This window comes from Micromonospora sp. NPDC023869 (assembly GCF_055559695.1).
This window is the reverse complement of the sequence record NZ_JBVHKD010000005.1, coordinates 216,374-241,026: the sequence shown is the minus strand read 5'-3', so window position 1 is coordinate 241,026 and position 24,653 is coordinate 216,374. Positions and strand designations below refer to the sequence as shown.

At 71.0% G+C, this 24,653-nt stretch carries 29 protein-coding genes and 1 pseudogene; 18 read left to right on the top strand and 12 right to left on the bottom strand.

What is annotated here, in order from left to right; translation table 11 throughout:
* Positions 1-22 precede the first annotated feature (22 nt).
* Positions 23-1,600 carry a Rieske 2Fe-2S domain-containing protein gene (locus ACZ31C_RS17325; RefSeq protein ID WP_465796135.1) on the bottom strand — a complete coding sequence of 526 codons (1,578 nt, stop codon included), beginning with the start codon at positions 1,598-1,600 and terminating at the stop codon, positions 23-25.
* A 228-nt stretch (positions 1,601-1,828) separates the two neighbouring features.
* Here ACZ31C_RS17325 and ACZ31C_RS17320 point away from each other — a divergent pair, with 228 nt between their 5' ends.
* Positions 1,829-2,050, top strand: coding sequence for a DUF2631 domain-containing protein (locus ACZ31C_RS17320; RefSeq protein ID WP_396752420.1), 222 nt, complete (start codon positions 1,829-1,831; stop codon positions 2,048-2,050).
* 93 nt (positions 2,051-2,143) lie between these two features.
* Here the strand turns inward: ACZ31C_RS17320 and ACZ31C_RS17315 are convergent, their stop codons facing one another.
* From ACZ31C_RS17315 to ACZ31C_RS17280, 8 genes are all read right to left on the bottom strand, one after another.
* Positions 2,144-3,478, bottom strand: a complete 1,335-nt coding sequence (locus ACZ31C_RS17315; RefSeq protein WP_465796134.1) for a DivIVA domain-containing protein — start codon at positions 3,476-3,478, stop codon at positions 2,144-2,146.
* A 31-nt stretch (positions 3,479-3,509) separates the two neighbouring features.
* The gene (rlmN, locus tag ACZ31C_RS17310; protein WP_465796133.1) at positions 3,510-4,661 is read right to left on the bottom strand and encodes a dual-specificity RNA methyltransferase RlmN; all 1,152 of its coding nucleotides are present in this window, start codon (positions 4,659-4,661) and stop codon (positions 3,510-3,512) included.
* Between the two features lie 104 nt (positions 4,662-4,765).
* The gene (locus ACZ31C_RS17305; protein WP_465796132.1) at positions 4,766-6,166 is read right to left on the bottom strand and encodes a phosphatidate cytidylyltransferase; all 1,401 of its coding nucleotides are present in this window, start codon (positions 6,164-6,166) and stop codon (positions 4,766-4,768) included.
* Positions 6,167-6,461: 295 nt separating this feature from the next.
* Entirely contained in the window at positions 6,462-7,019 is a 558-nt protein-coding gene (gene frr, locus ACZ31C_RS17300) for a ribosome recycling factor (protein ID WP_131057263.1), read from the bottom strand.
* 84 nt (positions 7,020-7,103) lie between these two features.
* Positions 7,104-7,871, bottom strand: a complete 768-nt coding sequence (gene pyrH, locus ACZ31C_RS17295) for a UMP kinase (protein ID WP_350693692.1) — start codon at positions 7,869-7,871, stop codon at positions 7,104-7,106.
* Between the two features lie 150 nt (positions 7,872-8,021).
* The gene (gene tsf, locus ACZ31C_RS17290) at positions 8,022-8,849 is read right to left on the bottom strand and encodes a translation elongation factor Ts (RefSeq protein ID WP_350693691.1); all 828 of its coding nucleotides are present in this window, start codon (positions 8,847-8,849) and stop codon (positions 8,022-8,024) included.
* Between the two features lie 135 nt (positions 8,850-8,984).
* Positions 8,985-9,881: a 30S ribosomal protein S2 gene (gene rpsB, locus ACZ31C_RS17285; RefSeq protein ID WP_465796131.1), complete on the bottom strand. Its 897-nt coding sequence runs from the start codon at positions 9,879-9,881 to the stop codon at positions 8,985-8,987.
* A 328-nt stretch (positions 9,882-10,209) separates the two neighbouring features.
* Positions 10,210-11,241: a hypothetical protein gene (locus ACZ31C_RS17280; protein ID WP_465796130.1), complete on the bottom strand. Its 1,032-nt coding sequence runs from the start codon at positions 11,239-11,241 to the stop codon at positions 10,210-10,212.
* A gap of 228 nt (positions 11,242-11,469) precedes the next feature.
* Here ACZ31C_RS17280 and ACZ31C_RS17275 point away from each other — a divergent pair, with 228 nt between their 5' ends.
* The 15 genes and pseudogenes from ACZ31C_RS17275 (at position 11,470) to ACZ31C_RS17205 (ending at position 21,838) form a co-directional block, all read left to right on the top strand.
* Entirely contained in the window at positions 11,470-11,829 is a 360-nt protein-coding gene (locus ACZ31C_RS17275; RefSeq protein WP_350693687.1) for a YraN family protein, read from the top strand.
* A gap of 151 nt (positions 11,830-11,980) precedes the next feature.
* Positions 11,981-13,414: pseudogene (locus ACZ31C_RS17270) on the top strand (YifB family Mg chelatase-like AAA ATPase); the annotation flags it as partial.
* A gap of 101 nt (positions 13,415-13,515) precedes the next feature.
* Entirely contained in the window at positions 13,516-13,782 is a 267-nt protein-coding gene (locus tag ACZ31C_RS17265; protein ID WP_465796129.1) for a hypothetical protein, read from the top strand.
* Positions 13,779-14,522: a hypothetical protein gene (locus ACZ31C_RS17260; RefSeq protein WP_465796128.1), complete on the top strand. Its 744-nt coding sequence runs from the start codon at positions 13,779-13,781 to the stop codon at positions 14,520-14,522. The genes ACZ31C_RS17265 and ACZ31C_RS17260 overlap by 4 nt, the downstream gene beginning before the upstream one ends.
* Positions 14,519-14,722, top strand: coding sequence for a hypothetical protein (locus ACZ31C_RS17255; protein ID WP_465796127.1), 204 nt, complete (start codon positions 14,519-14,521; stop codon positions 14,720-14,722). The genes ACZ31C_RS17260 and ACZ31C_RS17255 overlap by 4 nt, the downstream gene beginning before the upstream one ends.
* Positions 14,723-14,754: 32 nt before the next feature.
* Complete coding sequence (locus ACZ31C_RS17250) at positions 14,755-15,318, top strand: DUF6907 domain-containing protein (protein ID WP_465796126.1); 564 nt, start codon at positions 14,755-14,757, stop codon at positions 15,316-15,318.
* 11 nt (positions 15,319-15,329) lie between these two features.
* Positions 15,330-15,548, top strand: coding sequence for a hypothetical protein (locus ACZ31C_RS17245; protein WP_465796125.1), 219 nt, complete (start codon positions 15,330-15,332; stop codon positions 15,546-15,548).
* A complete protein-coding gene (locus ACZ31C_RS17240; RefSeq protein ID WP_465796124.1) occupies positions 15,545-15,817 on the top strand; it encodes a hypothetical protein in 273 nt (90 codons plus the stop codon). The genes ACZ31C_RS17245 and ACZ31C_RS17240 overlap by 4 nt, the downstream gene beginning before the upstream one ends.
* Before the next feature lie 81 nt (positions 15,818-15,898).
* Entirely contained in the window at positions 15,899-16,432 is a 534-nt protein-coding gene (locus tag ACZ31C_RS17235; protein WP_465796123.1) for a DUF6907 domain-containing protein, read from the top strand.
* Positions 16,429-17,628, top strand: a complete 1,200-nt coding sequence (locus ACZ31C_RS17230) for a hypothetical protein (protein WP_465796122.1) — start codon at positions 16,429-16,431, stop codon at positions 17,626-17,628. Before ACZ31C_RS17235 ends, ACZ31C_RS17230 begins: the two co-directional genes overlap by 4 nt.
* 15 nt (positions 17,629-17,643) lie before the next feature.
* Positions 17,644-17,835: a hypothetical protein gene (locus tag ACZ31C_RS17225; RefSeq protein ID WP_465796121.1), complete on the top strand. Its 192-nt coding sequence runs from the start codon at positions 17,644-17,646 to the stop codon at positions 17,833-17,835.
* Positions 17,836-17,856: 21 nt separating this feature from the next.
* Entirely contained in the window at positions 17,857-18,045 is a 189-nt protein-coding gene (locus tag ACZ31C_RS17220; protein ID WP_465796120.1) for a hypothetical protein, read from the top strand.
* Positions 18,046-18,137: 92 nt separating this feature from the next.
* Positions 18,138-18,428: a hypothetical protein gene (locus ACZ31C_RS17215; protein WP_465796119.1), complete on the top strand. Its 291-nt coding sequence runs from the start codon at positions 18,138-18,140 to the stop codon at positions 18,426-18,428.
* Positions 18,425-19,783 carry a hypothetical protein gene (locus tag ACZ31C_RS17210; RefSeq protein WP_465796118.1) on the top strand — a complete coding sequence of 453 codons (1,359 nt, stop codon included), beginning with the start codon at positions 18,425-18,427 and terminating at the stop codon, positions 19,781-19,783. The genes ACZ31C_RS17215 and ACZ31C_RS17210 overlap by 4 nt, the downstream gene beginning before the upstream one ends.
* Positions 19,784-19,804: 21 nt before the next feature.
* Entirely contained in the window at positions 19,805-21,838 is a 2,034-nt protein-coding gene (locus ACZ31C_RS17205; protein WP_465796117.1) for a hypothetical protein, read from the top strand.
* Positions 21,839-21,891: 53 nt separating this feature from the next.
* Here the strand turns inward: ACZ31C_RS17205 and ACZ31C_RS17200 are convergent, their stop codons facing one another.
* Positions 21,892-22,218 (bottom strand): hypothetical protein, encoded by a 327-nt coding sequence (locus ACZ31C_RS17200; RefSeq protein ID WP_465796116.1) that lies wholly within the window; start codon positions 22,216-22,218, stop codon positions 21,892-21,894.
* Between the two features lie 25 nt (positions 22,219-22,243).
* Positions 22,244-22,615, bottom strand: coding sequence for a hypothetical protein (locus ACZ31C_RS17195; protein WP_465796115.1), 372 nt, complete (start codon positions 22,613-22,615; stop codon positions 22,244-22,246).
* Between the two features lie 80 nt (positions 22,616-22,695).
* Between ACZ31C_RS17195 and ACZ31C_RS17190 the strand changes: the two genes are divergently transcribed.
* Together ACZ31C_RS17190 and ACZ31C_RS17185 are read left to right on the top strand one after the other, a co-directional pair.
* The gene (locus tag ACZ31C_RS17190) at positions 22,696-23,019 is read left to right on the top strand and encodes a hypothetical protein (protein WP_465796114.1); all 324 of its coding nucleotides are present in this window, start codon (positions 22,696-22,698) and stop codon (positions 23,017-23,019) included.
* A 100-nt stretch (positions 23,020-23,119) separates the two neighbouring features.
* Complete coding sequence (locus tag ACZ31C_RS17185) at positions 23,120-24,340, top strand: helix-turn-helix domain-containing protein (protein ID WP_465796113.1); 1,221 nt, start codon at positions 23,120-23,122, stop codon at positions 24,338-24,340.
* On the opposite strand, the gene cutA is transcribed toward ACZ31C_RS17185, so the two are convergent.
* On the bottom strand, positions 24,294-24,605 hold the full coding sequence (gene cutA, locus ACZ31C_RS17180; protein ID WP_465796243.1) for a divalent-cation tolerance protein CutA: 312 nt from the start codon (positions 24,603-24,605) through the stop codon (positions 24,294-24,296). The two genes, ACZ31C_RS17185 and cutA, sit on opposite strands and share 47 nt — an antisense overlap.
* Positions 24,606-24,653 lie beyond the last annotated feature (48 nt).

The following is a 24,653-nucleotide window of genomic DNA, read 5'->3' as shown; positions in this document are numbered from 1 at the left end:
AGGGGACCCCTCCTTACATCAGTCAGCTCGCGGGCTGCGGGCTCTCCGGAGCCTCCTCGCCGACCCGGTGGGCGCGGACCTTGTGCCCGACGCTGGTCAGGCAGCGGCCGCTGGGCAGGTCGAAACGCCACCCGTGCAGTTGGCAGGTGAGCTGGTCGCCCTCGACGATGCCGAACCGGCTCAGGTCCGCCTTCAGGTGCGGGCAGCGCCGCTGCACCACCCAGTCGCCCAGGGTGATGTCCTCGGCGTCCACCGCCCGCTCGTGCTCGTCGTACCAGCCCTCGGCGTACTGGAGGCGCTCGGTGGAGAGGCACTTGAAGAAGGCGTACACGAACTCGTTGTACTGGCCGATCCGGGCGGCCGAGAAGCGGCAGGAGAGGAAGAGCGAGTTGACCCAGTCCACCTCACCGATGTGCAGCAGGTGCTCGACCAGCGCCCGCTCGGTGCGGAACCGGTAACGCACCTTCTCGTCCGCGTACGGCCGGACCTGCTTGCCGGGGAAGTCGACCACGATCGACTCGATGCTCTCGCCGTCGTAGCCCACCAGGTCGAAGCGGACCGGGCCGCCGACGCCCTTGGCGAGATAGATCGACTCGTCCAGCAACGGCTCGATCCGCCGCTTCATCTCCTTGAGCACGTCCACCTCGGGGTGCCGCCAGGACGCCTTCTCCGCCTCGATCACCGGCCGCTTGCGCTCGCGCATCTCCTCCAGGTGAGCGGCCTTGTTGGCGAAGAACTCCTCGATCGGCACCGGGTGGGTGGTGGTCGCCCCCTCGGTGGTCACCTCGGAGACGCTGCCGGGCAGCAGCACGATGCCGTTGGTGCCGCCGACCTTGGCGTACTCGCTCAGGAAGACCGACTGGTCGGGGAAGATGTTGCCCTCGTCACCGAAGATGTCGTTGAACTGCCACAGCTCGTCGTCGAGGAAGCACGGCGGGCCGGCGATCGGGAAGACGTGGTCGGCCTTGAGGTCGTCGATGTAGCGCCAGGTGCGGTCGAACTGCCGGTCCCGCTTCTGCTTGCCGAACGCGGTCTTCGCCGACTGCGGCAGCTCGTACACCATCGGGTACCAGATCGCGCCGGAGAACTGGAGCAGGTGCGCGTGCACGTGACCCAGTTCGGCGAAGGTGGTCAGGTCGGTGGGGCGGGCATCGTTCTGGTTCAGCAGCCGGACACCGTCGTACTCCACCCAGAGCGAGGAGTCACCGATCGGACCGTCGGTCGGGCTGGTCAGCGCCTGGATCATGATCTTCAGGCCACCGTCCAGCTCGTACACCTCCTCGTTGCGGGTCTTCAGGAACTTCGTGAAGCCCAGCGCCCGGAACTCGTCCTCCATCTCGGAGGTGGGGAAATCCGGCAGCAGCACGGTGGCCTTCTTCGACACGTACCGCTTGAGGTGGGCCGCGTCGAAGTGGTCCCGGTGCAGATGCGAGACGTACAGGTAGTCGACGTCGCCGAGGGTCTCCCAGTCGAGCAACGAGTTGTCCGGGAACGGGAACCAGGAGGCGAAGTAGGCCGGGTTGACCCACGGGTCGCACAGGATGCTGCCCGCAGCCGTGTCGATCCGCATGCTGGCGTGCCCGGTACCGGTCACTCGCACCGCAGTTCCCCCTCAAAAAAGACAATCAAGGTGTACGTCAGAACGCTACCGGAGGCAGTCTGGTCTGCGCCCCGCGACGCCGCCATAGTCGCCCGCCCCACCCGGCCGGGCCGAAGGTCCCGAGGTCGGCGCAGCAGGCGTCGGCCCCGCGTATCCGCCCCACCGCAGGTCCCCTCCCGGGTGGCGTGCCAGACTAACCGGAGATCCGAACGCGAGGAAGGACCGACAGTGGCGGGAAGCGAGCCGGTAACGTCGCCAGACCAGCACAAGCCCGGGCACCGCAAGGCCGGGCGGATCGGCGCGGTCCTCACCGCGTTCGCGATGCTGGCCATGCTCTGCGGCAACCACGAGGGCAGGGTCGAGGACCTCTGGCTGGTCGGGGTCGCCGCGCTCCTGCTGCTCATCGTGATCGGCGACACGGTACTGCGGCGCAACGGCCTGCGTTCCTGAGCCGAGCAGACGACACGACGTACGACGAGGGCCCGTCCCGGAAGGGGCGGGCCCTCGTCGCGCCGCCCGGTGGGCGGCTCTCGTCGTGGTGGCTCAACGGCCGAAGAGGATGTCCTGCACGTTCTTCAGCGCGGCGTCGACCTCGGCCTCGAAGTAGCCGCCCTGCACCAGCCCGAACCGGAGCGTGTCCAGGTCCTTCGGGTTGACCGGCATCGGGTTCCGGCCGGCCATCCCACCGAGCAGGGTGTCGAAGAACCGGTCCACCTGGTCGGGGTCGTACCCGCTGCCGAAGCGACGCACCTGGAAGCTGCGCCGGATCTCGTCCACCCGGTAGAGGTCGCTGCCGGGCGGCCCGGCCATCGGCGGGCCGGCCATGGCCGGCGGGCCACCCAGCGAGGGCACGCCCATCGACGGACCGCCGATCGCCTGTTGCGGCAGCCCGGGCGGGCTCCCCTGCGGGCCGCGTCGCTGCTCACGGTCCGGCATCCGGATCTCCGCGGTCATGTCGGTCCGGCCGTGGCGTCCCGCCTCGAAGCCGTCGAACCGCTGCTCGTCCGGCGGACCGTAGCCACCCCGGCCCTCCGGCGGGCCGTACCCGCCCGGAGCGTCCGGCGGACCGTAGTCCGGCGAGCCGTACCCACCGGGGCCGTCCTGCGGACCGTAGCCACCCCGGCCCTCCGGCGGGCCGTACCCGCCCGGGCCGTCCTGCGAGCCGTAGCCACCCCGACCCTCCGGCGGGCCGTACCCGCCCGGACCATCCGGCGGGCCGTAGCCGCCGGGACCGGCGGGCAGGCCGCGCGGCGGCGGGCCGCCGTGACCCATCTGCGCGCCGGGCGGCCCCATCTGGCCACCGGGCCCCATCGGACCGCCACCGCGCGGTCCGTCGTACCCGCCGCGCGGGGAGTCGTACCCGCCGGCGAAGGCTCCCGTCGGTTCGTCGTAGCGGCCGTAGGGGCCGGCCTGTGCCGGCATCGACCGGGGCGGCATCGGCGGCTGCGGCACCGGGGCCATGCCCCGCTCGTCGCGCACCGGCGGACCCATGCGGTCCGGGGGTCCCATCCGGTCCGGGGGTCCCATCCGGTCCGGCGGACCCATGCGATCGGGCGGGCCCATCCGGTCCGGGGGCGCCATCCGGTCCGACGAGCCCATCCCGGAGTCGCTGCCCCGGACGCCACCCGTACCGCCGCGCTCCTCCAACTCGGCCAGCTGCCGCTCGACCCGGTCGAGGTGCAGGTCGACCTGCCACTCGTCGTAGCCGTTGAAGCGGACCCGGAAGACGACGTCGTGGACCTCCTGCGAGACCACCGGGGCGCCGACGGGCTGACCCGCGAGAGTCGCCTCGACCCGGTCCAGGAAAGCGTCCACCTCGTCAACCTTGTAGCCCCGGCGGAGCGCCTTACGCCGGAAACGCTGACCCTGACTCGCCACTATGTCTCCTGGTCTCGTTCGCCACGCCCGGTCACGCTGACATCTCCCCGGCCGGGTCGGTGCCCCTGTCCTCCGCGGCGGCCAGCTGCCCACACGCCCCGTCGATCTCGCGACCTCGGGTGTCCCGCACCGTGGTGGACACCCCGGCGTCGCGCAACCGCCGGACGAACTCCCGCTCGACCGGCTTCGGGCTGGCGTCCCAGCGGCTGCCCGGAGTCGGGTTGAGCGGAATCAGGTTCACGTGGGCCAGCTTGCCGGCCAGCAGCCGCCCGAGCAGATCCGCTCGCCACGGCTGGTCGTTCACGTCCTTGATCATCGCGTATTCGATCGACACGCGACGCCCTGTCCGGGCCGCGTAGGCCCAGGCCGCCGCCAGCACCTCGGAAACCTTCCAGCGCTGGTTGACCGGCACGAGTTCGTCGCGCAGCTCATCATCGGGCGCGTGCAGCGACAACGCAAGAGTCACCGACAGGTCTTCGCTGGCCAGCCGGTTGATGGCGGGCACCAGGCCGACCGTGGAGACGGTGATGTGGCGCTGCGACAGACCCAGACCCTCGGGGGCCGGCGCGACCAACCGACGGATCGCCGCGACCACCCGGTTGTAGTTCGCCAGCGGCTCCCCCATGCCCATGAAGACCACGTGCGAGAGCCTCGGCGGTGACCCGGCGACCGCGCCGGAGGCGGCCACCCCGGCCAGGTAGACCGCCTGGTCGACGATCTCGGCGGTCGACAGGTTGCGGGTCAGCCCGGCCTGGCCGGTGGCGCAGAACGGGCAGGCCATGCCGCATCCGGCCTGGCTGGAGATGCAGACGGTGACCCGGTCCGGGTACCCCATCAGCACGCTCTCCACCATCGAGCCGTCGTGCAGCCGCCAGAGCGCCTTCCGGGTCGCCCCGTCGTCGCAGGCCAGCTCGCGTACCGGGTTGAGTAGCCGGGGCAGTAGCCGGTCGGCCAGCCGGTCACGGGACGCCGCCGGCAGGTCGGTCATCAGCGCCGGGTCACGCACCAGGCGACCGAAGTAGTGGGTGGAGATCTGGCGGGCTCGGAAAGCCGGCTCGCCCAGCTCCGTCACCAACTCCTTGCGACCGTTCAGGTCGAGGTCGGCGAGGTGTTGCGGTGGCATCGCCGCCCGACGCGCGCCGGGCGCGTCCGGGTCGACCGGGATCAGGGGCAGACTCGTCATGGCCCGTCCAGTCTGGCACGCCCGCCGAGGAACGCACCCGTCCGGAGGCAGCGCATCCCCTCCGACCCCCTGCGTGACCCGGGCACGCCGGCGTGGTCCATGCCTCAGTTCACCGCCGGCACGAAGACCACCAGCAGCAGGTACGCGGTCGGCACCGCGAACAGGACCGAGTCGAGCCGGTCCATCAGACCGCCGTGCCCGGGCAGCAGGTTGCTCATGTCCTTCACGCCCAGATCCCGCTTGATCATGGACTCGGCGAGGTCACCGATGACCGCCGCCGCCGAGATCGCCATCCCGAACACGGCACCCCACCAGGGGGCTACGTCGAACAGCAGCCAGAGCAGCACGGCGCTGCCCAGCGCCGCGGCGCCCAGCGAGCCGACCAGCCCCTCCCAGGACTTCTTCGGGCTGATCGTCGGCGCCATCGGGTGCTTGCCGAAGTTGGCGCCGGCCGCGTACCCGCCGGTGTCGGAGAGCACCACCGCGACCAGGGTCACCAGCACCCGCAACGGGCCGTCACCGGGCGAGGAGGCGAGCAGTGCGGCGAAGCCGCCGAGGAAGGGCACGTACACCGCGATGAGGGTGGCCGCGGTCATGTCCCGCCGGAGGCCGGCGACGCCGTCACCGAGCCGCCAGACCAGGGTGCCCGCGAGGGTGACCAGCAGGCCGAGCAGGAGCGCGTCCAGGCCGGCAAACCAGCCCAGGGTCACGGTGAGCACGCCACCGGAGATCAGCGGGACCAGCGGGACCCGGGCACCGCCACGGCGTACCGCCCGGGACATCTCCCAGATGCCCACGCCGTAGGCCGCCGCGATCAGCAACAGGAACGCCGGGGTGTACAGGAACAGCGGCAACAGGACGGCGGCGCCGAGGCAGGCCCCGACGGCGATGGCGGCCGGCAGGTTCCGGCCGGCGCGGCTCGGCGTCGGCTGGCTCGCCGGACGACCGGCACCGGCCCGCCGTCGCCCACGGTGGCGTCGGGCCTGGGCCGGGTCGGCGTCGGGCTCGGGCTCGGGCTCGGGGGCGTCGTCCGCCGGCACCGGAGCAAGCTGCGTGGTCGGCGCGTCGTCGTGGTCCCGGCCGTCGTCGGGGCGTACCGGTGCGAACTGCGCCGTCGGCGCGTCCTCGTGCTCCAGGTCGCGGTGTCCGTTGCCCTCGGTGCGTCGCGGAACAGCGTCGGGGGCGTCACGCGGCTGGTCCCGGTCGTACGGACCGGCCGAGTCGTCGTACCGTCCGGGGACGTCACGGTCGTCGAACGGGTCGGGTCGGGAGCCGAAGCCGGCTCCGACCGGGTCGCCCCGGTCCTCGACGGGCCGGGCGTACGGGTTGTCGGCCGGCGGACGCGGGCGGGTACGCGGCTCGGCGGAGAGTTCAGCGCCGGGGTGCGGGCCGCGCGACCACGGGCCGGGTTCGAGGTCCGGGTCGGGCCAGGGCAACGAGGTCGGCCGATCCGGGCGGTCCCAGCCGCGGGCCTCGGCGCCACCGTAGGGGTCGAGGTGGGACATCACGCACCGGACGACAGCGGTACGAGATCAACCACTTGACGCACAGCCACTACCATCCCCTACCCGCGCGAGGCGCTCCGTCTGATTCGCCGGCCGGTAAGCCGGTTGATCTCCACCGTTCACCCCCGGGTCGCCGGGAATCGTGCCGAGCCTACTGCACCCGGAGGCTCCGCAGGACGCACCAGTACCCACCGCCCGCCTCGTCGATCATGAGCTTGCCGTACCGGGCGGAGAGCCGGAGGACGACAACGTCATGATCGACGAGCCGGGCGTACGTGGCGAGGGTGGCGGCGGATCAGACTTCCAGCAGCTCGGCTTCCTTGTGCTTGACCAACTCGTCGACGTGCGCCACGTAGCGCTGGGTCACGTCGTCCAGTTCCTTCTCCGCGCGACGGCCGTCGTCCTCGCCGACCTCGCCGTCCTTAACGAGCCGGTCCAGCTCTTCCTTGCCCTTGCGACGGATGTTGCGAATGGCGATCTTCGCCTCCTCGCCCTTGTTCCGGGCGACCTTGATCATGTCGCGGCGGCGCTCCTCGGTCATCTGCGGGAGCAGGATGCGCAGCTGGTTACCCTCGTTGTTCGGGTTCACCCCGAGGTCCGAGTCGCGGATCGCCTTCTCCATGGCGTTGATCTGCGAGTTGTCGTACGGCTTGATGATGGCCATGCGCGGCTCGGGAACGCCCACGGACGCCATCTGGGTCAGCGGCGTGGGGCTGCCGTAGTAGTCAATGATGATCTTGGAGAACATGGCCGGAGTGGCGCGACCGGTGCGGATGGCACCGAACTCCTCCTTGGCGTGCTCGACCGCACGCTCCATCTTCTCCTCGGCCTCGAGGAGGGTGTCGTCGATCACCGCTCTCCTCGCCTCCTTCTTGTGCTCGTCGTGGGCTTGTCGGGTCACCGGGACGGACCGCCGAGGTCACCGTCGACGGTCAGCTCAGGTGGTGATCAGCGTGCCGATCTTGTCGCCGCCCACCGCGCGGACGATGGTGTCGTCGCCCTGCGCGCCGAAGACCAGCATCGGTAGTCCGTTCTCCATGCAGAGGCTGAAGGCGGCCGCGTCGGCGACCCGCAGGTTGCGGCGCAGCACCTCGGAGAAGGTGATCGAGTCGAACTTGCTGGCGGTCGGGTCGATCCGGGGGTCGGCGCTGTAGACGCCGTCCACGCCGTTCTTGCTCATCAGCACCACGTCCGCGTGGATCTCCAGCGCACGCTGGGCGGCCGTGGTGTCGGTGGAGAAATACGGCATACCCGCGCCGGCGCCGAAGATGACGACTCGGCCCTTCTCCAGGTGCCGGATCGCCCGCAACGGGATGTACGGCTCCGCCACCTGGGCCATCGTGATCGCGCTCTGCACGCGGGTCTCGATGCCCTCCTTCTCCAGGAAGTCCTGCAGGGCGAGGCAGTTCATCACGGTGCCGAGCATGCCCATGTAGTCGGCCCGGGCCCGGTCCATGCCGCGCTTCTGCAACTCCGCGCCGCGGAAGAAGTTGCCGCCGCCGACCACCACCGAGACCTGCACACCGCGGCGGACCACGGTGGCGATCTGCCGGGCGATGGCCTGGACCACGTCCGGGTCCACGCCGATCTCGCCGCCGCCGAACACCTCGCCGGAAAGCTTCAGCACCACCCGTCGGGCCCGGCCGGGCGGTGGTGCCGTCGGGTCGTCCACCGCCAGCGTCGGGTCACTCACAACCTGCGTCATCCGCCCGTCCTTCCCCCACTGCCGCGCCCGGGTGCGCGCATCTGCCGTTGCCGACCTTATGGGACGAGGAGACCGCGGTGTGTGTCGCGTACACCGGCGGCCTCCTCGTCGTGTCGTTGCCCAGCACGGGCGCGTACGCCCGGCCGAAGGTCAGGACTGGCCGACCTCGAACCGCACGAAGCGGGTGATCTCAATGCCGGCCTCGGCCAGCACCTGCTTCACCGACTTCTTGTTGTCGGTGACCGACGACTGCTCCAGCAGCACGAAGTCCTTGAAGAAGGAGTTGACCCGGCCCTCGACGATCTTCGGCAGAGCGGCCTCGGGCTTGTTCTCCTCGCGGGCGGTCTGCTCGGCGATCCGCCGCTCGGACTCGACGATCTCCGCCGGCACCTCGTCCCGGGTGAGGTACTTCGGACGCATCGCGGCGATCTGCATTGCTGCGCCACGGGCGTCGGCGTCGCCGGCCTCGTCGGCCTTGCCGGCGTACTGCACCAGCACGCCCACCGCCGGGGGCAGGTCCTGGGCCTTGCGGTGCAGATAGACCGCGACCGTGCCGTCCAGCTTGGCGAAGCGGTTCAGCACCAGCTTCTCGCCGATCTTGGCGGACTGCTCCTGGACCACGTCGGCGACCGGACGGCCGTCGATCTCGCTGGCCAGCAGTTCCTCGGCGTTGCTCGCGCCCGAGCGCTCACCGTGCTCGACCAGCTGCTGGGCGAGCGCGATGAAGGCGTCGTTCTTGGCGACGAAGTCGGTCTCGCAGTTGAGCTCCAGCAGCGCCTGACCGGAGTGGGCGACGAGGCCGTTCGCGGCCGTCCGACCGGCCCGCTTGCCGACGTCCTTGGCGCCCTTGACGCGCAGGATCTCGACGGCCTTGTCGAAGTCGCCCTCGGCCTCGGTCAGGGCCTTCTTGCTGTCCATCATGCCGGCGCCGGTCAGGTCGCGGAGCTTCTTGACGTCCGCCGCGGTGATCTGGGACATGGCTCTCTCTTCGGTGTTGGGACTGCGGGTGAAATGGACTGAGGTGACGATTACCCGGTTCCGAGAGGTTCGTGCCCGGTCTGCCCGCCGCCGGCCACCGCCGTCAGGGACGGACGGTGGCCGGCGGCGGTGCGGTCACTGACCGGCGACGGCGGCCGGCTGCTCGGCGGGCTGCTGCGACTCGTCGGCCTGCTGCGGCTCGGCGGGCTGCTGCGGCTCGGCAGCCGCCTGCGGCTCGTCGGCCTTCTTCGGCTCCTCGAGCAGCTCGCGCTCCCACTCGGCCAGCGGCTCGTCGGTGGCCACGCCGGCCTCCGGCTTCTCGTCGCCGCCCCGGCGACGGCCGGAGCGGGCGATCAGACCGTCGGCGACGGCGGCGGCGACGACCCTGGTCAGCAGCTCAGCCGAGCGGATCGCGTCGTCGTTGCCCGGGATCGGGAAGTCGACCTCGTCCGGGTCGCAGTTGGTGTCGAGCACGGCGATCACCGGGATGCCCAGCTTGCGGGCCTCGTCGACGGCGATGTGCTCCTTCTTGGTGTCGACCACCCAGACCGCGGCCGGAAGCTTCTGCATGTCCCGCAGACCACCCAGGGTGCGGGACAGCTTGATCTTCTCGCGGGAAAGCTGCAGGGTCTCCTTCTTGGTGTACCCCGCGGCGGTGCCGCTGAGGTCACCGAGGGCCTCCAGCTCCTTCATCCGCTGCAGCCGCTTGTACACCGTCTGGAAGTTGGTCAGCATGCCACCGAGCCAGCGGTGGTTGACGTACGGCTGACCGACCCGCGTCGCCTGCTCGGAGATCGCCTCCTGGGCCTGCTTCTTGGTGCCGACGAAGAGGATGCTGCCACCCTCCGCCACCGTGTTGCGCACGAACTCGTACGCCTTCTCGATGTAGTCGAGAGTCTGACGGAGGTCGATGATGTAGATGCCGTTACGCTCGGTGAAGATGAAGCGCTTCATCTTCGGGTTCCAGCGCCGGGTCTGGTGCCCGAAGTGAACACCACTCTCCAGCAGCTGACGCATGGTCACGACGGCCATGGTTGATTACTCCTTGCGGTCCCTGGTTGTGCCGCCCGACCGGCGGTCGGGCGTCCTGGCGCCCGGTCGCCGGCCATGACGGGCCCGACAGGGTCGGGACCAGGGAGGCCGTCGCCCCACGACGATTCGTGGAGAGGGCACGCGAGGTCGACCGCGCGAGGCGGTCGCCAGTCGCCCAGTGTACGCGCCCTCCCCACCCCGCCACGCCCGGGTGTAAGGAAGGGCCCCCTACTAACGCCTGCGGTATAGGAAGGGTCCCCTCCTAACATCCTCGGGACGCCGACGTCCGCCCGACGCCGCGACGGCGCGGGCGGGTGCCGCCGGTGGTTCAGCCGGCGGCCAGCGCGGCAGTGAGGAAGAGCGCCAGGCCGACGGTCAGGTACGCGGTGGGCGGCCGCAGCCAGCCTCGTGCCCCGTCGGTGAGCGAGAAGCCGGTGGTCCGCAGCCCGTACAGGCCGGCCGCGAAGATCGGCAGACCGATCATCAGGAGCATGCCGGTCAGCACGTCGGCGGCGGAGACCGGATCCGCGGTGACGCCGTGCAGCAGCACCAGCAGCGCGGGCACCTCGAAGATCGCGACCAGCACGGCGAACAGCACCGCGAGCACTGGACGACGCGACCGGTAGACACCGTCACCCGCCGGCAGCCCCGGCTGCGTCGCAAGCGCCTGGTAGCCGGCGGTCGCGGCGTCGACCGGGTACGCGGATCCCGCACCGCCCGCCGGGAAGCTGGTGCCCGCACCGCCGGCCGGCAAGCCGGTACCGGCGACACCGGACTGGTGTACGGCGCCCGCCGCCGACGGCTCGGGGTCGCTGCCGGCCTGGTACCCGGTGTCGCCGCTCGCCGGATACGAGTGGTCGGCGGTCGGCAGGTCCGTTCGAGGTGCCACCGACGGCATCGAGCCGGTCGGCATCTCCAACGGGTTCGGCGTCTCCGTCGACCGCTTGGCCTCGACGATCGGGTACCCGCCCAGCGGGGCCGGCCGGGTCGGATCGGTCACCGGCAGCGCTCCGCCGGAGGTCGGCGCCGATTCCCGGGCGGCCCGACGACCGGGACGGTCGGTGGGCAGTTCACCGGAGATCTCCGGATCGATGGCCGCGTCCGGCCGCCGGAAGCGCGACGCCCGGTAGCGCTCGGTCTCGGCCGGGGCATCGCCGAGCGGATCAGGGGTGCCGAAGCGCCGTGGCGAGCCGTACCGGTCGTCGTCGTCCGCCCGCTGCTCGGGAGCGGTCAGGGGATCCTCGTCGCGGTACCGCGCCTCCGAGGTACTGCGCCAATCCGGGTCGCCGTAGCCGCGGTCGCGTTCACCCGGGTACCAGCGCGACTCCTGGTCATCGGCAAAGCTGCGTCTTCCGTCCACGTCGGCACCGTATGCGACGGGCAGGGCGTACGCCATTCCCGTCCCGCGCCTGGCCAGAGGCCCTGTCCCCTTTCGACCAGGTACGCAGAGTAACGGCCGGATTCGTGGATTAGCGCACGCCTAGCACACGAAAGGCATGATCGTCTGTTCGTCCACAGCCCCTGCGGTTGTCCACAGGTCGCGTCGGCGGGGTCGCCCCGGCACCACGTACGGGCGCAGGGTGCCGGCATGACCAAGCGGAACCAGGCGGTCGGCGGCTACGGGGAACGGTGCGCCGTCCGACACCTGATCGAGACGGGCCTGCGGCCGGTGGAGCGGAACTGGCGCTGCCCCTCCGGAGAGATCGACATCATCGCCTGGGACGGGCCGGTGCTCGCCTTCTGCGAGGTGAAGACGCGTCGCACCACCCGCTTCGGCAGTCCCGCCGAGGCCGTGGTGGCCCGGAAGGCGCGCCGCCTGCGCCGGCTCGCCGCCGCCTGGCTCGCGAGCACCGGCACCACTGCCGACGAGATCCGCTTCGACGTCCTCTCGGTCCTGCTGCCCGCAGCCGGCCGGGCCCGGGTCGAACACCTCAAGGGTGCCTTCTGATGCCCCGCGACGCCGGACGAAGCGCGCCGCCACCGACCGGCGGTGGGACACGCCCGCCGACTGGCGGTCGAGCACGCCCGCCGACCGGCATCGAGGTGCCCCCGTCGACCGGCGGGGTCGTGTCGCCGTACGAGTGTCCGGTGGGTCCGCGATGAGCTATGCCCGGGTGCTCTGCGTCGGCCTGGTCGGGGTGGAGGGACACCTGGTGGAGGTGGAGGCGGATCTCGCACCGGGCCTGCCCGGAGTGGTCATCTCCGGGTTGCCCGACACGGCGCTGCACGAGGCCCGCGACCGGGTCCGCGCCGCCGTGGTGAACTCCGGCCAGCGCTGGCCCAACCGGCGGATCACCCTCAACCTGCTGCCGGCCACCCTGCCCAAGTTCGGGTCGACGTTCGACCTGGCGATCGCGGTGGCGTTGCTCGGCGGCTCGGGTGAGCTGCCGCTGCTCCCGCTGGACGGCGTGGCGATCCTCGGCGAGCTGGGTCTCGACGGCGCGGTACGCCCGGTCCGGGGCGTCCTGCCGATGGTGGCCGCGGCGGCTCGGGCCGGCATCGACCGGGTGATCGTGCCGGTGGGCAACGCCGCCGAGGCCGCCGTCGTGCCCGGCCTGCGGGTGCGGGGCGTGGACAGCCTGCATCGGCTGGTCTGCTTCGTCCGCGACGGCCGACCGCTGATCGAACCGCCGGTCGACGACGCGCCGGAGGCGGTCACCGGACCGGATCTCGCCGACGTCGCCGGGCAGGGGCTCGGCCGACGGGCGCTGGAGGTCGCCGCCGCCGGTGGACACCATCTGGCGTTGATCGGGCCGCCCGGCGCCGGCAAGACCATGCTGGCCGAACGTCTGCCGTCGATCCTGCCGACGCTGGACGACGCCGCGGCGCTGGAGGTGACCGCGCTGCACTCGGTCGCGGGCCTGCTGCCGGCCGGCGGTCGGCTGATCCGGCGGCCACCGTTCCAGGCCCCGCACCACACCGCCACCGTGCCCTCCATCGTCGGCGGCGGCGCGGGACTGGCCCGGCCGGGCGCGATCTCCCTCGCACACCGTGGAGTGCTCTTTCTCGACGAGGCCCCCGAGTTCAGCAAGCCGGCGCTGGAGGCGCTACGCCAGCCGTTGGAGCACGGTCGGGTGCTGCTGACCCGCAGCCGGGGCGGCGCCGAATACCCAGCCCGGGCCCAACTGGTGCTGGCCGCCAATCCGTGCCCGTGTGCGAACCCGGCGGGCGACGACCGGTGCGAGTGCGCTCCGGCGGCCCGCCGCCGCTACCTCGCCCGGCTCTCCGGTCCGCTGCTCGACCGGATCGACCTCCAGGTCCGCCTGCAACCGATGCGGGCGGCCGAGCTGATGGAACCGGCGGCCCACGAGTCCTCGGCGGTCGTCGCCGTGCGGGTCGCCGCCGCACAGGAGGCCGCCGCCGAGCGGTGGGCGGCGCTGGGACGCCGGCTCAACTCCGAGATACCCGGGCCGAATCTGCGCCGGGCACCGTGGCGGCTGCCCAACCCGGTCACCGCCGACCTGCGGGCCCGGCTGGACTCCGGGTCGCTGTCCGCCCGGGGCTTCGACCGGGTCATCCGGCTCGGGAGTACAGACTAGGTACGGAAGTCGGAAAGCAAGACGGGTCCGACTCGGGGGTGCAACCCCGAACCGGACCCTTGCCCACGAACCCTGCAACGAAGGGAACGGGACCGATGGGATCGTCCCAGACGCTCACTCCGAACACCAACGAGACGCACGCCACGCCGACCGTGGACCCGATCACCGCCGACGCCATCGACCAGGCCGCCGCGATGGACTTCGCGCCCGCCTACCTGGCCGGCTACTTCGGCGAGTCCATCCGGGTCGCCGCCGAGAGGTACCCGGACGACACGACTCTGCGCCGGTCCGCCGACCTGTTCCAGGCGTGGAAGGACCGGGCGTACGACGCCCAGGCGACCATCGCCGGGGGTGCCGCGTGAACAACATCGACGGCCCTACCCTCATCCTCCCGACCGGGATCACCCGGCCGCAGCCGTCCAGCCCGAACGTCTACCGGGGCACCGCCTCCGTCGAGACGTTCCCGGTGATCAACCCGCCGTCGCTGGCACAGCCGAAGATCGACGACCGGGTGTCCGGACCCTCCGCCCAGCACCAGCCCGAGAACCCCTTGGAGCGTCTGCGCGGCCCGCTGCTGGCGGACGTGCCGGAGACCATGAGCATCCCCGAGATGCTGATGGAGATCGGCGCCGCCATCCAGGCCGCCAACGTTCTGCCGCAGGTGAAGGACGAGATGCGCCGGGAGGTGCGCCGGCTGGCCGGTGACGCCATCGCCGCGCAGACCCTCGCCCGCGTGGAGAACGTCATCCGGTCGGGCGGCTGGATGGCCGACGAGCGGGTGGCCAAGGTCATTGCCCTGATGCTGTGCCCCGACTGGTGCGACGACTGCCTGCCGGACGAGGTGGGGAACTCGCCCACCCACGGCACCCTGATCGGCACCGTCTACTGCGAGTCGGTCGACGGCGACCCGGAAGAGTACGCGGTCTGGGTGGAGCGTTCCGACGACAAGGGCCGCCCTGGGGTGGCGCGGGTGACGGTGGTGGACGAGTCCCGGCGGGAGCGCCTGACGTTCACCCCCGACGCCACCACGCAGGTGATCGCGCTCATGGCGCGGGCCGCCGTTCTGGCGCAGCGCGACCAGGCCGAGGTGGCGGCTTCGTGACGTACCTGATCGAGCTGTTCGACGGGCCGGGGCACCTCATCGGTACCCACGTGACGTCGGCCGCCGACGGACTGGACGCGCAGCAGGTTGCCCGCGCCGATGTGGCCGGCACGGGCGCCGCGTACGCCGAGGTGTTCCAGTCCGACGGCTGCGGCGGTCAGACGTTCTACGCGACCGTTCGCGCCTTCTCCAACTCCTGATGCTGATCTTCGTCTTGCTGGGGAGCAGACACATGAACGCCATCACGATCGACTCTGACGCGGTGCGTCAGACCCGAGCCGCCGACATCCCCTGCCCCGCGTGGTGCGACCACGACTGCGAGGGATGGGTGGACGACATCGGCGGCACCCGCTACCACGCCGCCGACTACGCCGAGGTGGAAGCCACCGAAGAGGAAACCGGCCAGAAGGGCATCAGCGTTTCGCTGACCCGACTGGACGCCCTGACCGGGGCGGGCAAGCCGGTGGTGCACCTCCTCACCGGCACCGAGCGGATCCTGAACGACGACTGGCGGCTGACGCCGACCGAGGCCCGGAAGATGGCGGCGGCCCTGCTGAACGCCGCCGACGACGCCGAGCCGCTGCCCACCGGCGAACTGGCGACGTTCGCCCGTGATCTGCGCATCGGTGACGTGCTGCTCACCGGCGACGGCTGGCAGCGGGTCTACATGGTGATGATCGACGAGTCCGCCAACCACGCCGCCGCGTTCACCCCCGAACGCGACGACGAGGTGTGCGAAGGGTGGACGTTCGCCCTGGGCAGCCCGGTCACGGTGCGGCGGGCGGTGGCCCGGTGAAGCGTCGGCCGATGCGGTCCGGGTTCCGGATGACGCCGCGTATGCGCGCCGCTCTCCGGTCCCTGACCGTCACCCAGCAGCAGGTGTTCGTGCTGTACGCCGCCGAGCACCGGTCGGTGATGGACACCAGCCGCATGTTGGGACTTCCCGGCGAGGCGGTACGTCCCATCTTCTCCGGCGCCTGCCAGCGCATGTCGCAGTTCGGGGCACGTCGGGTGGTGGCCCGGTGAAGGTGAAGCCGGTGCTGCTCTCCCGCGAGGTCGCCAAGAACCGCGCCTACGCCATGTCGGACGCCGACAACCCGCACGGCGGCAACCTGGCCGTGGCCATGACCGGCCCGACCGGGTGGAAGGTCGCCGCCGGGGGCCGCCTGGTCGCCGACGGACTCACCCAACGGCAGGCCATCCGCGCGATGAAGCTCGCCGCCGCCGACCGCATCGAACGGCCCGTGTCGACCGGCAGGACTGTGCGGCCCACCGCCGAGCACCCCCCGTACTGACCCACCCCCGGTGTCGTCCGCCCCGGCCTGAACACGGGGCGGGCGGCACCACCCACCACGAACTACCGGAGGAACACCCCGATGGACACCCAGCCGCAGGCGGACTGCCCGCCCTGGTGCCCGCCGCCGGCCTGCGAACCGGACCGGCACGACGGATCCGTGTTCCACATGTCCACGCCCGTCATGGTCGACGCCGTCCGCGAAGGCGCCACCGCCACGACCCTGCTGGACGTGGCCGTGTCGCGGCTCGACGACGAGGACACCACCGGGCAGGCCACCGTGGACCTCGCCATCGCCAACGACCGCACGGTGGGCATGACCCCGGCGCAGACGCTGGCGTTCATCGAGACGCTGCGGCAGCACACCCTGACCGCCGCCGGTCCGGACGGTGTCGACATGCCCGCCGAGCTGGTGCGCCTCGACGACCAGATCCACACGCCGGACGGCTGGCAGACGGTCGACGGCATCGAGGTCGACGGCTGGGGCCGTCAGCCGAACCCGAACGCGGTCGCCATCGGCACTGTCGCCCACCAGCAGGCCGACGACGCGCACCGCTTCCCGCTCGGCCACCCCGTCAAGGTGCGCCGCGAACACACCCAGGAGAGTGCCGAATGAGCACCGAAGACGTGCAGGCGGTGCTGGTGTTCCTCACCGAATACCGAGACGCCATCCTCATGTCCGCCGCCGCACTGCTGGTCGCCCTGATCGCGCTGCGGATCTGGGCACGCAAGCGGGGCGGCAGCAGCGCCATCTACGACAACGCCGCCGTGGTCGTCGCCATCGCCCTGTCCGCTGAGGGCATGTGGGAAGCCGCCACCGAACGCCTCCAACTCGAACCGTGGAAGGCGCTGCTGCTGTTCGCGTTCGCCGAACTGGCGATGCTGCGTGCCGCCCGCCGCGCCAAGGGCAAGGTCGACAAGGGCAAGACCCCCGGCCAATACGGGGTGCTGGTCTGGACGATCGCCGTGGCGGCCGGGCTGATCGCCGCCACCAACGCACCCAACCTGACCGAAACCCTGATCCGCTTCGGTGCGCCTCTGCTGGTCGCCGCCCAGTGGTGGGCCGACCTCGTGGAGACGCTGCGGGAGAAGCGCGGTAGCGCCGTCGAGCAGGTGTCGACGTGGATTTGGACGCCCCGCCGTCTCGGCGTGCACCTCGGTCTGGTGCAGCCGGGTACCGGCGACGACCTCGACCAGTTGTTCCAGCGGCGCCGGGTGGACAAGGCGGTGCGTACCGCGCGGCGGATGCGGTCCGCGTCCCCTGCTCGCGCGGCACGGCTGGCGGCCCGGTTGCAGCGCCTCGGTGAGTCGCTGGACGAGTCGGGTGTGATGGCCGCCGCCGAGCGATACCAGCAGGGCGTGCGGATGCAGGAAACGATGTTCGGCCGCCAGGTCGTGGCTGTCCCGGACCGGCTGTCCGGCGGACAGGACAAGCGGGCGGACAACGGTCCGGACAAGCGGACCGACGACTTGTCCGCCGGGCAGGACAAGCAGCAGGACAGCGGGCAGCGTCGCCCGGACAACACGTCGGACAGCGCGGGCGGACAAGGGCAGGACAAGGAGTCCGCGCAGGTGAACAACGGTGCGGGCAGCGGTCCGGACAAGCTCATGTCCGTTGCTCACGGCATCTTGTACGACCTGTCCGGGCAGGGTCTGCCGGTCAACCGTTCGGTGCTCGGACAGGAGTTGCGGGCACGCGGACATCGGGTGGGCGGGGACACGCTCGCCGCCGTCTGGAAGGCCGTCCGGGACAAGACGCCGGACAGCGGACAGGACAACCGGGTCAACGGCCGCTCGCACGAGATGGCCTGAGGGGACGAGGACGAGATGAGCAACCGCAAGGCAACCCGACAGGACTTGGCGAACGTAGTCGCCCGTCTGGCGGTCGAACGGGCCGGACGCAGCGACGCCGGTCGCGGCGCCTTCCGCAGCCTGCCGGCGGACGTACAGGGCGAGATCCACGGCATGGCCGCCGACGACCGGCAGCGCATCGCCAACGGCACCAAGCTCACCGACTGACCAGCGGAAGGACACGAACCCATGTTGATGAGCGAGCAGACCAGGTTGGCCCGGTTTCGGCTGCGGGTCCGGCGGGGCGCCCTGAGGACCGTTCGGAAGCGTGACGGCCGCGAGTCCGCCGCCTACGCGTTCGCCGCGCAGCAGGTGGCCGACGCGAAGCGGGCGTTGCCCTGGTGGAAGCGCCTCGACATCAACCTGACCAGCAGATAAGCCCCCGGGGCGGCGGCCTCAACCGACCAAAGCGATGTCCGCCGCCCCGGGTCACCCGAGATTCCCGAAGGAACCCAGGAGGAACCCCCATCATGGCAAACGCCAAGCGCACCACGCCGCGAACCCGGGCGCTCACCATCCGAGGCAACATCGCCCTGGCCGCGTCCATCGCACTCGCCTGCTGGGTTACCGCCGCCACGGCCGGCACCAGCAGGTGGACGCCGCTGCACACGTGGATGTCCGTCGCCCTGCTCGGCACCGCCGCCACCGCCGTCCTGTGCTACGTCCTCGCCGACCGGCACCGCCCGCCCGCAGGTGACTCACCCCAGGTGACTCACCCCCACGTCACCCCTTCTCTCACCCCCTCTGAGGTGCAGAAATGAAGACCGACCAGCCGGTGAGTCACCCCCCGGTGAGTCACCCCGAACCCGTGCCCGCGCCCGCCCCGGCGCCAGCACCCAGCACCGAGCCGACCGCAACCAAACCGGACACGCCTCGGCGAACCCGCCGGCCGCTGCGGATGCCGCCGCCGAAGGTCATCGTCGCGGTGCTGCTCGTCGCCGCCGCCGCCGAGCTGCTGCTGTGGCAGGTAGGCGGCGTGTTCTGGGGAATCCTCGTACACGCCGCCATCGGTGGTCTGATCCTCGCCGTGCTGGCCGGTGTCATCGTGTGGCGTCGGCGCCGCCGTCGGTCGCGCGGAAACCGTGCCGCACGGCGCGTCGACCACACCAGCCGCACCCCCCGCTCCCCGCTCGCCCGGATGCTTCGGCTTCCCGGACGCAGCCCGGCCGGGCCGAAGGGCAGCAGCCGGGGCGGCGGCACCAGCACCGGCGGTCGACGCCGTGGACTGCTCGGCCGGATCCCCGGACTCGGCCCCGGACGGAACCCGAAAGGCGGCGGCAAGACCGGCGGTCTGCTCGGGCGGTTCGGCAAGAAGCCCCGGAACGCGAAGAACGGGGGCGGATCCGGGCCGTCCGGCAGCAGCCGCAAGGCGGGCAGGTCGGGCGGTGCCGGCAAGACGCCGTGGGGCATCCCGTCGCTGTTCCGACGCCAGCCGAAGACGTCCACCCCCGGCGGCGGCAAGCCGCAGGCGGCAGCCAAGACGGCGGCCAGCGGGCCGAGCCGCAGCAAGAAGAAGGGATGGAACCCGCTCGCCGACTTCACCCGCGAGTTCAAACGCGGATTCGACGCCGCCGGTCGCAAGCCGCAGAAGGCAGACACCCCGGCAGCGTCGAAGGACAAGGCGGACGAGGGCAAACAGGACACGCCCGCCCCCAAGGTGAAGCCCCAGCCGGTCACCGACGAACGGCTGGTCAAGGAAGAGGTCAAGAAGGCAGCCACGGTCGCCCCGGTCGTGGCCGCACCACCAACGGTTGGAGGAACCGACATGTCCAACATGCAGAAGATCCGCGCTGCGGCGGAAGAGTTCGCCGCCGCACTGCGCGAGTACGACCCGGAGGACATGCACCAGATGGTGCGGGAGATGCCGCAGCTCGGCGAGGCGCTGAACGACATCCAGCAGGGTTTCCGTCAGGTTGCGTCCCGCGCCGAGTCGGAGTGGCCGGTTGCCGCCCCGGTCGCCGAGGGTCTGCGGTCGATCGCCGACGACATCAAGGCCGGTGCCGGCACGGCGGAGGAAACCCGGGGCACCGTCCGCCGGGAGAACGAAACCGACATCGAGCGCGGGGAGGCACCCCGGCACGGGTCGGTGTCTGTCGAGCGCAAGTGGAACGTCTGAGCCGGTAGGGAGGGACACGCAGTGAGCGGTCAGGGTTCTTGGGACAACGTCGCAACCGGGGTCATCGCCACGGTCGGCCCGCTGGTCGGCGCCGCCACCTGCTCGGCGTTGGATGTGCCAGCGGTGGTGCCCGGCGCCCTGGCCGCCGCTGCGGTGGCCGGCATGGTGGTGCGGGACCGGCGGGTGGGTAGGCCGTGGTCGGAGCGGATTTTCCGGCTCACCACCGGTGTGGCGGCGGGCGCATGGACCACGTGGTCGACCATCACCGACCCGTGGCACCTGCCCAACCTGGTGGCGGGCGGGGCGGCGGCCCTGTTCGGGTTGTTCATCGCACCAGCGTTCGTCGGTGAGGATGCGCCCATCCTCACCACCTCGCCGGTAGTGGATCCGGCGTCCGTGCAGTCGGCCAGCCGGGCGGCGGCGTGGAAGGCACGCATCGAGCGGCTTGCCCGCTGCCAGCCGATCGTCATCACGCGCGAAGAGGACTGGTCGAACGGTGCCGGGTTCACCCTGTACGTGACGATGGCGCCGGAGTCGGGCGAGACGTGGAAGAAGATCGACGACGCGAAGCACGCGTTGGCGGCGGCTGCGCAGCTCGATGACGGGTGCGTGATCAGTGTGGCGCAGGGACGCCGGCAGGGCACCGCCGTGGTGCGGATCTCGACCGTGTACACGTTCGACAAGGATCTGCCGCTGCCCGCCGACGTGTCGGCGCTGTCGGTGTGGGATGACTTCCCCATCGGCGGGTTCGAGGACACCACCCCGGCGTTGGTGAACATCCGTCAGGCCGCCGGCCTGTTCGCGGGGCGGCGGGGCGGCGGCAAAACGAACCTGCTGCGCGTGTTCATCAGCCAGGTGTTGCGGTGCCGCGATTCGCTCGTGTGGGTGGTCGACCTGAACGGCGGCGGCAGCGCGGTGCCGTTCATGCTGCCGTACGCCGATGGCGACGTGTCGACGCCGCCGATCGACTGGGTGGCAGCCACGCCGGAAGAGGCGGTCACCATGGCGCAGGTGGCGGCGGCTATCGCCAAGGACCGAAAGGCCCGCTACGGGGCGTTGACGGCCCGGTCCGGCGGTGACCTGCTGCCGGTCACCCACGACCTGCCGCAGATCACGATCATCGTGGACGAGTCGGCAGAGGTGGAGAGCAACCCGGTAGCCCGCAAGGCGATGGAGGGGTTGCAGGAGGTGCTGCGGATCGGCCGGGCCGAGGCGGTGAACGTGCTGTTCTCCGCGCTGCGGGCCACGCAGGAGACGGTGCCGGTGATGACCCGCAAGCAGACCACGCTCAAGATTTGCGGCCAGGTGGAGGACGAAACGGAGATCGAATACGTGCTGCCGGGGGCGAAGGTTCGCGCCGATGACCTCGTTCACCCGGGCACCGTGTTCATGCGGCGAGCGGAGACGGGTAAGGCGGTGCGGCAGGTGAAGGTGTTTCGGATCCTGCCGGACATGATCCGCCGTACGGTGCTGGCCACCGAGTCGCTGCGGCCGACGCTGGACGCCGCCGGGCAGCAGGTCGGCGGCAAGGCGTACGCGGAGCGGATGCAGCGTCTCCGGCCGTGGCTGGACAGCATGGCGGGCCGGGCGACGCAGGTTCAGCCGGTGAAGGTTGCGGCGGGGGTGGCGCACACCCCGGAGAAGCCGACCGCTGCCGCTGCTGCCACCCCGTCGATTCCGGTCGACAGCGGGGAGACGTTGACGCCAGCCGAGCGGGATGAGCGCCGGCAGGCGGCCCGGGACAAGCTGCGCCGGTTCACGGCCCGCGCCGAGGTTAGCCAGATGCCGAAGGACCGCCTGGACGACGCGTTCGGTGCCCTGGTCGCCGACCTGCGCCCGGCCGCCCAGGATCAGGACGGCGCCGGGTGGCGTCCGGAACTGCTGATCGACCTTGCCCGCGACGCGGGTGCGGCAGGGATCGGACCGACCGACATGCAGCGCACCCTGGACGGCCGGGGCGTCAAGGTCAGCATGAAGACGATCAACAAGTGGGTGGCCGACTACGCGAAGAACGGGAAGCTGCGAAAACTCGACGGCGGCAAGTACACGGCCTGACGGATCAACGAAACGGCCCCCACCACGCCGGTGGGGGCCGTTTCCTGTAGCGGTCAGAACCTGTCGTCGCCGTCGTGCACCCGGGCGCGGGCGGTCGCGGCGAGCGTGGACGTCTGGGCGAGAGCGTCAACAGCCCGGGTCACGGCTTCCATGATCTCGTCCCGGGTCGCGCCACGTCCCACGGCAACCTCGGCGGCGGTGGCGAGCTTCCGCAGGCCCTCGGCGTGGTCGTCCTTGGACCGCTGCACGCGGGCGGGGTCAGCGAGCGCGGCGTCCACGTCACGCTGCTTCGCGGGCGGGGTGCTCAGCGTCATCATCTCTCCACTGTCCCACACCGACTCCACACAGTCACTCGCCCCGCTGATCAGCCACATCAACACGCACCGGCACCTTCACAGCGTCTTCCTACTTCATCGATTCGGCCACGACCTGTCGCGCCTTCTGTCGCTCGTGTTGCTCAGCGACTTCGTCCGGTGTCGGGTCCAGCGCGCCGGGCGGTAGAAGCTTCCAGGGCGCACCTTCCAAGTCCACCCGCTCAGCCGTCGGCCCCCACGCTGCGACATAGACAGCAGCTACCACCCGCCGCTCGTAACCGGTCGATGGCTCCTTCATCAGACGCTCGCCGTCGTCGTCGACGAAGCCGATGAGTTCCTGCACGAGCCACCCCACGACGGGCGCCGCTTCAACGTTGCCCTTGCTGTGTACCCACAGGGCCCGCCACCCATGAACAGCAGCAGGCTGGAAGTCGATGGTGCGCCACATGGGATCCGACGACACGAAGCATCCTCCTCGCCACGCCATTGCGATCAATCACTCTGCGCGGCGAGACTACGACAGTCCGTCAGGGAGGGGTAGATGTGGCTGACATGAATCGTGCGGACCATCGAGCGCGTGGCGACATGGAAGCCACCCGAGCAGGGTTCGTCATCAAGAACCATGAGAACGAGAGCGGCGGTGGCGCCGAACTCAACCCCAGCGTCGCCACCGTCCATGCCCTGCTCGCCATCTACTGGGAGCTTCGGCATCAGGCGACCCTTGCCACCGACACATCCACTGAACGGTCAGTGTCTGCCCTGACGAATGCGCTCTCGGACAGTCAGACCATCAACTCTCAGCTCGTACGCGCGCTGGGCGAACACACCGAAGTCATGCGGCGCTACATAAACACTACAAATAGGTGACGCTATATTCCGCCTTGTGGCGGGCGCACCGCGCCACTAGGCGGCCGGAAGGACAGAGGCCGGAAAGCCGCCACCGGTCCTCTACCTGGGATGGCCCACCATGACCGAGCCGTCATTCCCCGAGCGGATGCGCCAGCTACGCCACGGGCGCAACCTGTCGCTGCGTGACCTGGCCAAGCTCACCTTTTACAGCAAGTCGCACCTCCACGAGTTGGAGAAGGGCACCAAGCGGCCCACCCGCGACACTGCCGCCCGTATCGACGCCGCCCTTGACGCAGACGGAGAGTTGTCGATGCTTGCCGACAAGCCCCGCATCGGCCGCCGCGAGTTCGTGGCCGCCGCTGGCCTCGCCGCCGCCCTACCTCACACCCTGCTCGATCACGGACGCCGCATCGGCGCTCCCGTTCCCGCGCAGCTTGCCGAACGCACCGCCCGGCTTCGGCGACTCGACAACTACCTCGGCGGTGCCGACACCCACCGCCTGTTCGCGGCGGAAGTGGATGCCACTACCCGGCTGGTGCGGGAAGGCGCCTACAACGAGACGGTGGGACGGCAACTGCTGGCGGTGCTCGCCGAGCAGGCGCAGCTAGCCGGCTGGGCGGCATTCGACGCCGGCCAGCACACCGACGCCGCCCACATGTGGCAGGCCAGCCGTGCCGCCGCCGACGACGCCAACCACCGCGCGCTGGCCGGTAACGCGCTCGCGTTCCTCGCCTACCAGCAGCTCAGCCAAGGCCGGGCGGCCGTCGACACGGCGGCGGCAGCCTGCGACACGGCCGGCAGCAGCGCCACCCCCGGTGTGCGGGCGCTACTGCACCTGCGGGCCGCATGGGCGTACGCCGTCGCTGGCGACGCCCCCGCCGCTGACAGGCACCTCGGCACCGGCACCACCTGCCTCACCGAACACGACGACCGGCCCGAACCCGACTGGGTGTACTGGGTCGACCAGACCGAAGGCGAGATCATGACCGGCCGCTGCTGGACGGTGCTGCACCGGCCGATGCGCGCCATCCCGGTGCTGACACGCACCCTCGCCGGATTCGATGACACCCACGCCCGAGACAAGGCCCTCTACCTGTCGTGGCTGGCCGACGCGTACGTGGACGCCAACGAGATCGAACAGGCGTGCACGGTCGCCGCCGCTGCGGTGCGCCTCGCGGCCGGGGTCGGATCCACCCGACCGGGGCAGCGAGTCGACGCCCTCCTGCGGCGCCTGGAACCGCATTCCGGTCTGCCGTGCGTCGTCGAGCTGCGGACGCTGGCCGCCGAGGTGTCTACCCGCCGTCAACTGTCCGCCGCACCCACGCCAGATAGTCCGTAGACGCAGCAGCGAGCGGCACGGCGGTCACCTGCGGATTCGTCCACGGGTGGTCGCCGATCAGGTGTCGTTCCAGGTCGGGGTACCGGTCGGCGGTGGTCACGAGCAGCACCTGCCACTCTTCGCCGGTTCCCTGCTCGCCGAGGTGCCAGAACACCGACGTGACCGGCCCGAGCACCTGCCCGCTGGCGGCCAGGCGCCGGGTGACGGCACCCTCGGCGAGCCGGATTCCCTCTTCACGGCTGGGCGCGGCGGTGCTGACCTGCATGTAGTCGCTCACCCGGCACACCCTAGCGGCCGGCTGTCCGCAGACGGG

Coding starts and splice junctions, on each gene's coding strand:
- rlmN (WP_465796133.1), bottom strand. CDS start 4,661: ATGACGAGTCTGCCCCTGATCCCGGTCGACCCGGACGCGCCCGGCGCG.
- ACZ31C_RS17305 (WP_465796132.1), bottom strand. CDS start 6,166: ATGTCCCACCTCGACCCCTACGGTGGCGCCGAGGCCCGCGGCTGGGAC.
- pyrH (WP_350693692.1), bottom strand. CDS start 7,871: ATGACGCAGGTTGTGAGTGACCCGACGCTGGCGGTGGACGACCCGACG.
- tsf (WP_350693691.1), bottom strand. CDS start 8,849: ATGTCCCAGATCACCGCGGCGGACGTCAAGAAGCTCCGCGACCTGACC.
- rpsB (WP_465796131.1), bottom strand. CDS start 9,881: ATGGCCGTCGTGACCATGCGTCAGCTGCTGGAGAGTGGTGTTCACTTC.
- ACZ31C_RS17275 (WP_350693687.1), top strand. CDS start 11,470: ATGACCAAGCGGAACCAGGCGGTCGGCGGCTACGGGGAACGGTGCGCC.
- ACZ31C_RS17265 (WP_465796129.1), top strand. CDS start 13,516: ATGGGATCGTCCCAGACGCTCACTCCGAACACCAACGAGACGCACGCC.
- ACZ31C_RS17250 (WP_465796126.1), top strand. CDS start 14,755: ATGAACGCCATCACGATCGACTCTGACGCGGTGCGTCAGACCCGAGCC.
- ACZ31C_RS17245 (WP_465796125.1), top strand. CDS start 15,330: ATGCGGTCCGGGTTCCGGATGACGCCGCGTATGCGCGCCGCTCTCCGG.
- ACZ31C_RS17235 (WP_465796123.1), top strand. CDS start 15,899: ATGGACACCCAGCCGCAGGCGGACTGCCCGCCCTGGTGCCCGCCGCCG.
- ACZ31C_RS17230 (WP_465796122.1), top strand. CDS start 16,429: ATGAGCACCGAAGACGTGCAGGCGGTGCTGGTGTTCCTCACCGAATAC.
- ACZ31C_RS17225 (WP_465796121.1), top strand. CDS start 17,644: ATGAGCAACCGCAAGGCAACCCGACAGGACTTGGCGAACGTAGTCGCC.
- ACZ31C_RS17220 (WP_465796120.1), top strand. CDS start 17,857: ATGTTGATGAGCGAGCAGACCAGGTTGGCCCGGTTTCGGCTGCGGGTC.
- ACZ31C_RS17215 (WP_465796119.1), top strand. CDS start 18,138: ATGGCAAACGCCAAGCGCACCACGCCGCGAACCCGGGCGCTCACCATC.
- ACZ31C_RS17210 (WP_465796118.1), top strand. CDS start 18,425: ATGAAGACCGACCAGCCGGTGAGTCACCCCCCGGTGAGTCACCCCGAA.
- ACZ31C_RS17185 (WP_465796113.1), top strand. CDS start 23,120: ATGACCGAGCCGTCATTCCCCGAGCGGATGCGCCAGCTACGCCACGGG.
- cutA (WP_465796243.1), bottom strand. CDS start 24,605: ATGCAGGTCAGCACCGCCGCGCCCAGCCGTGAAGAGGGAATCCGGCTC.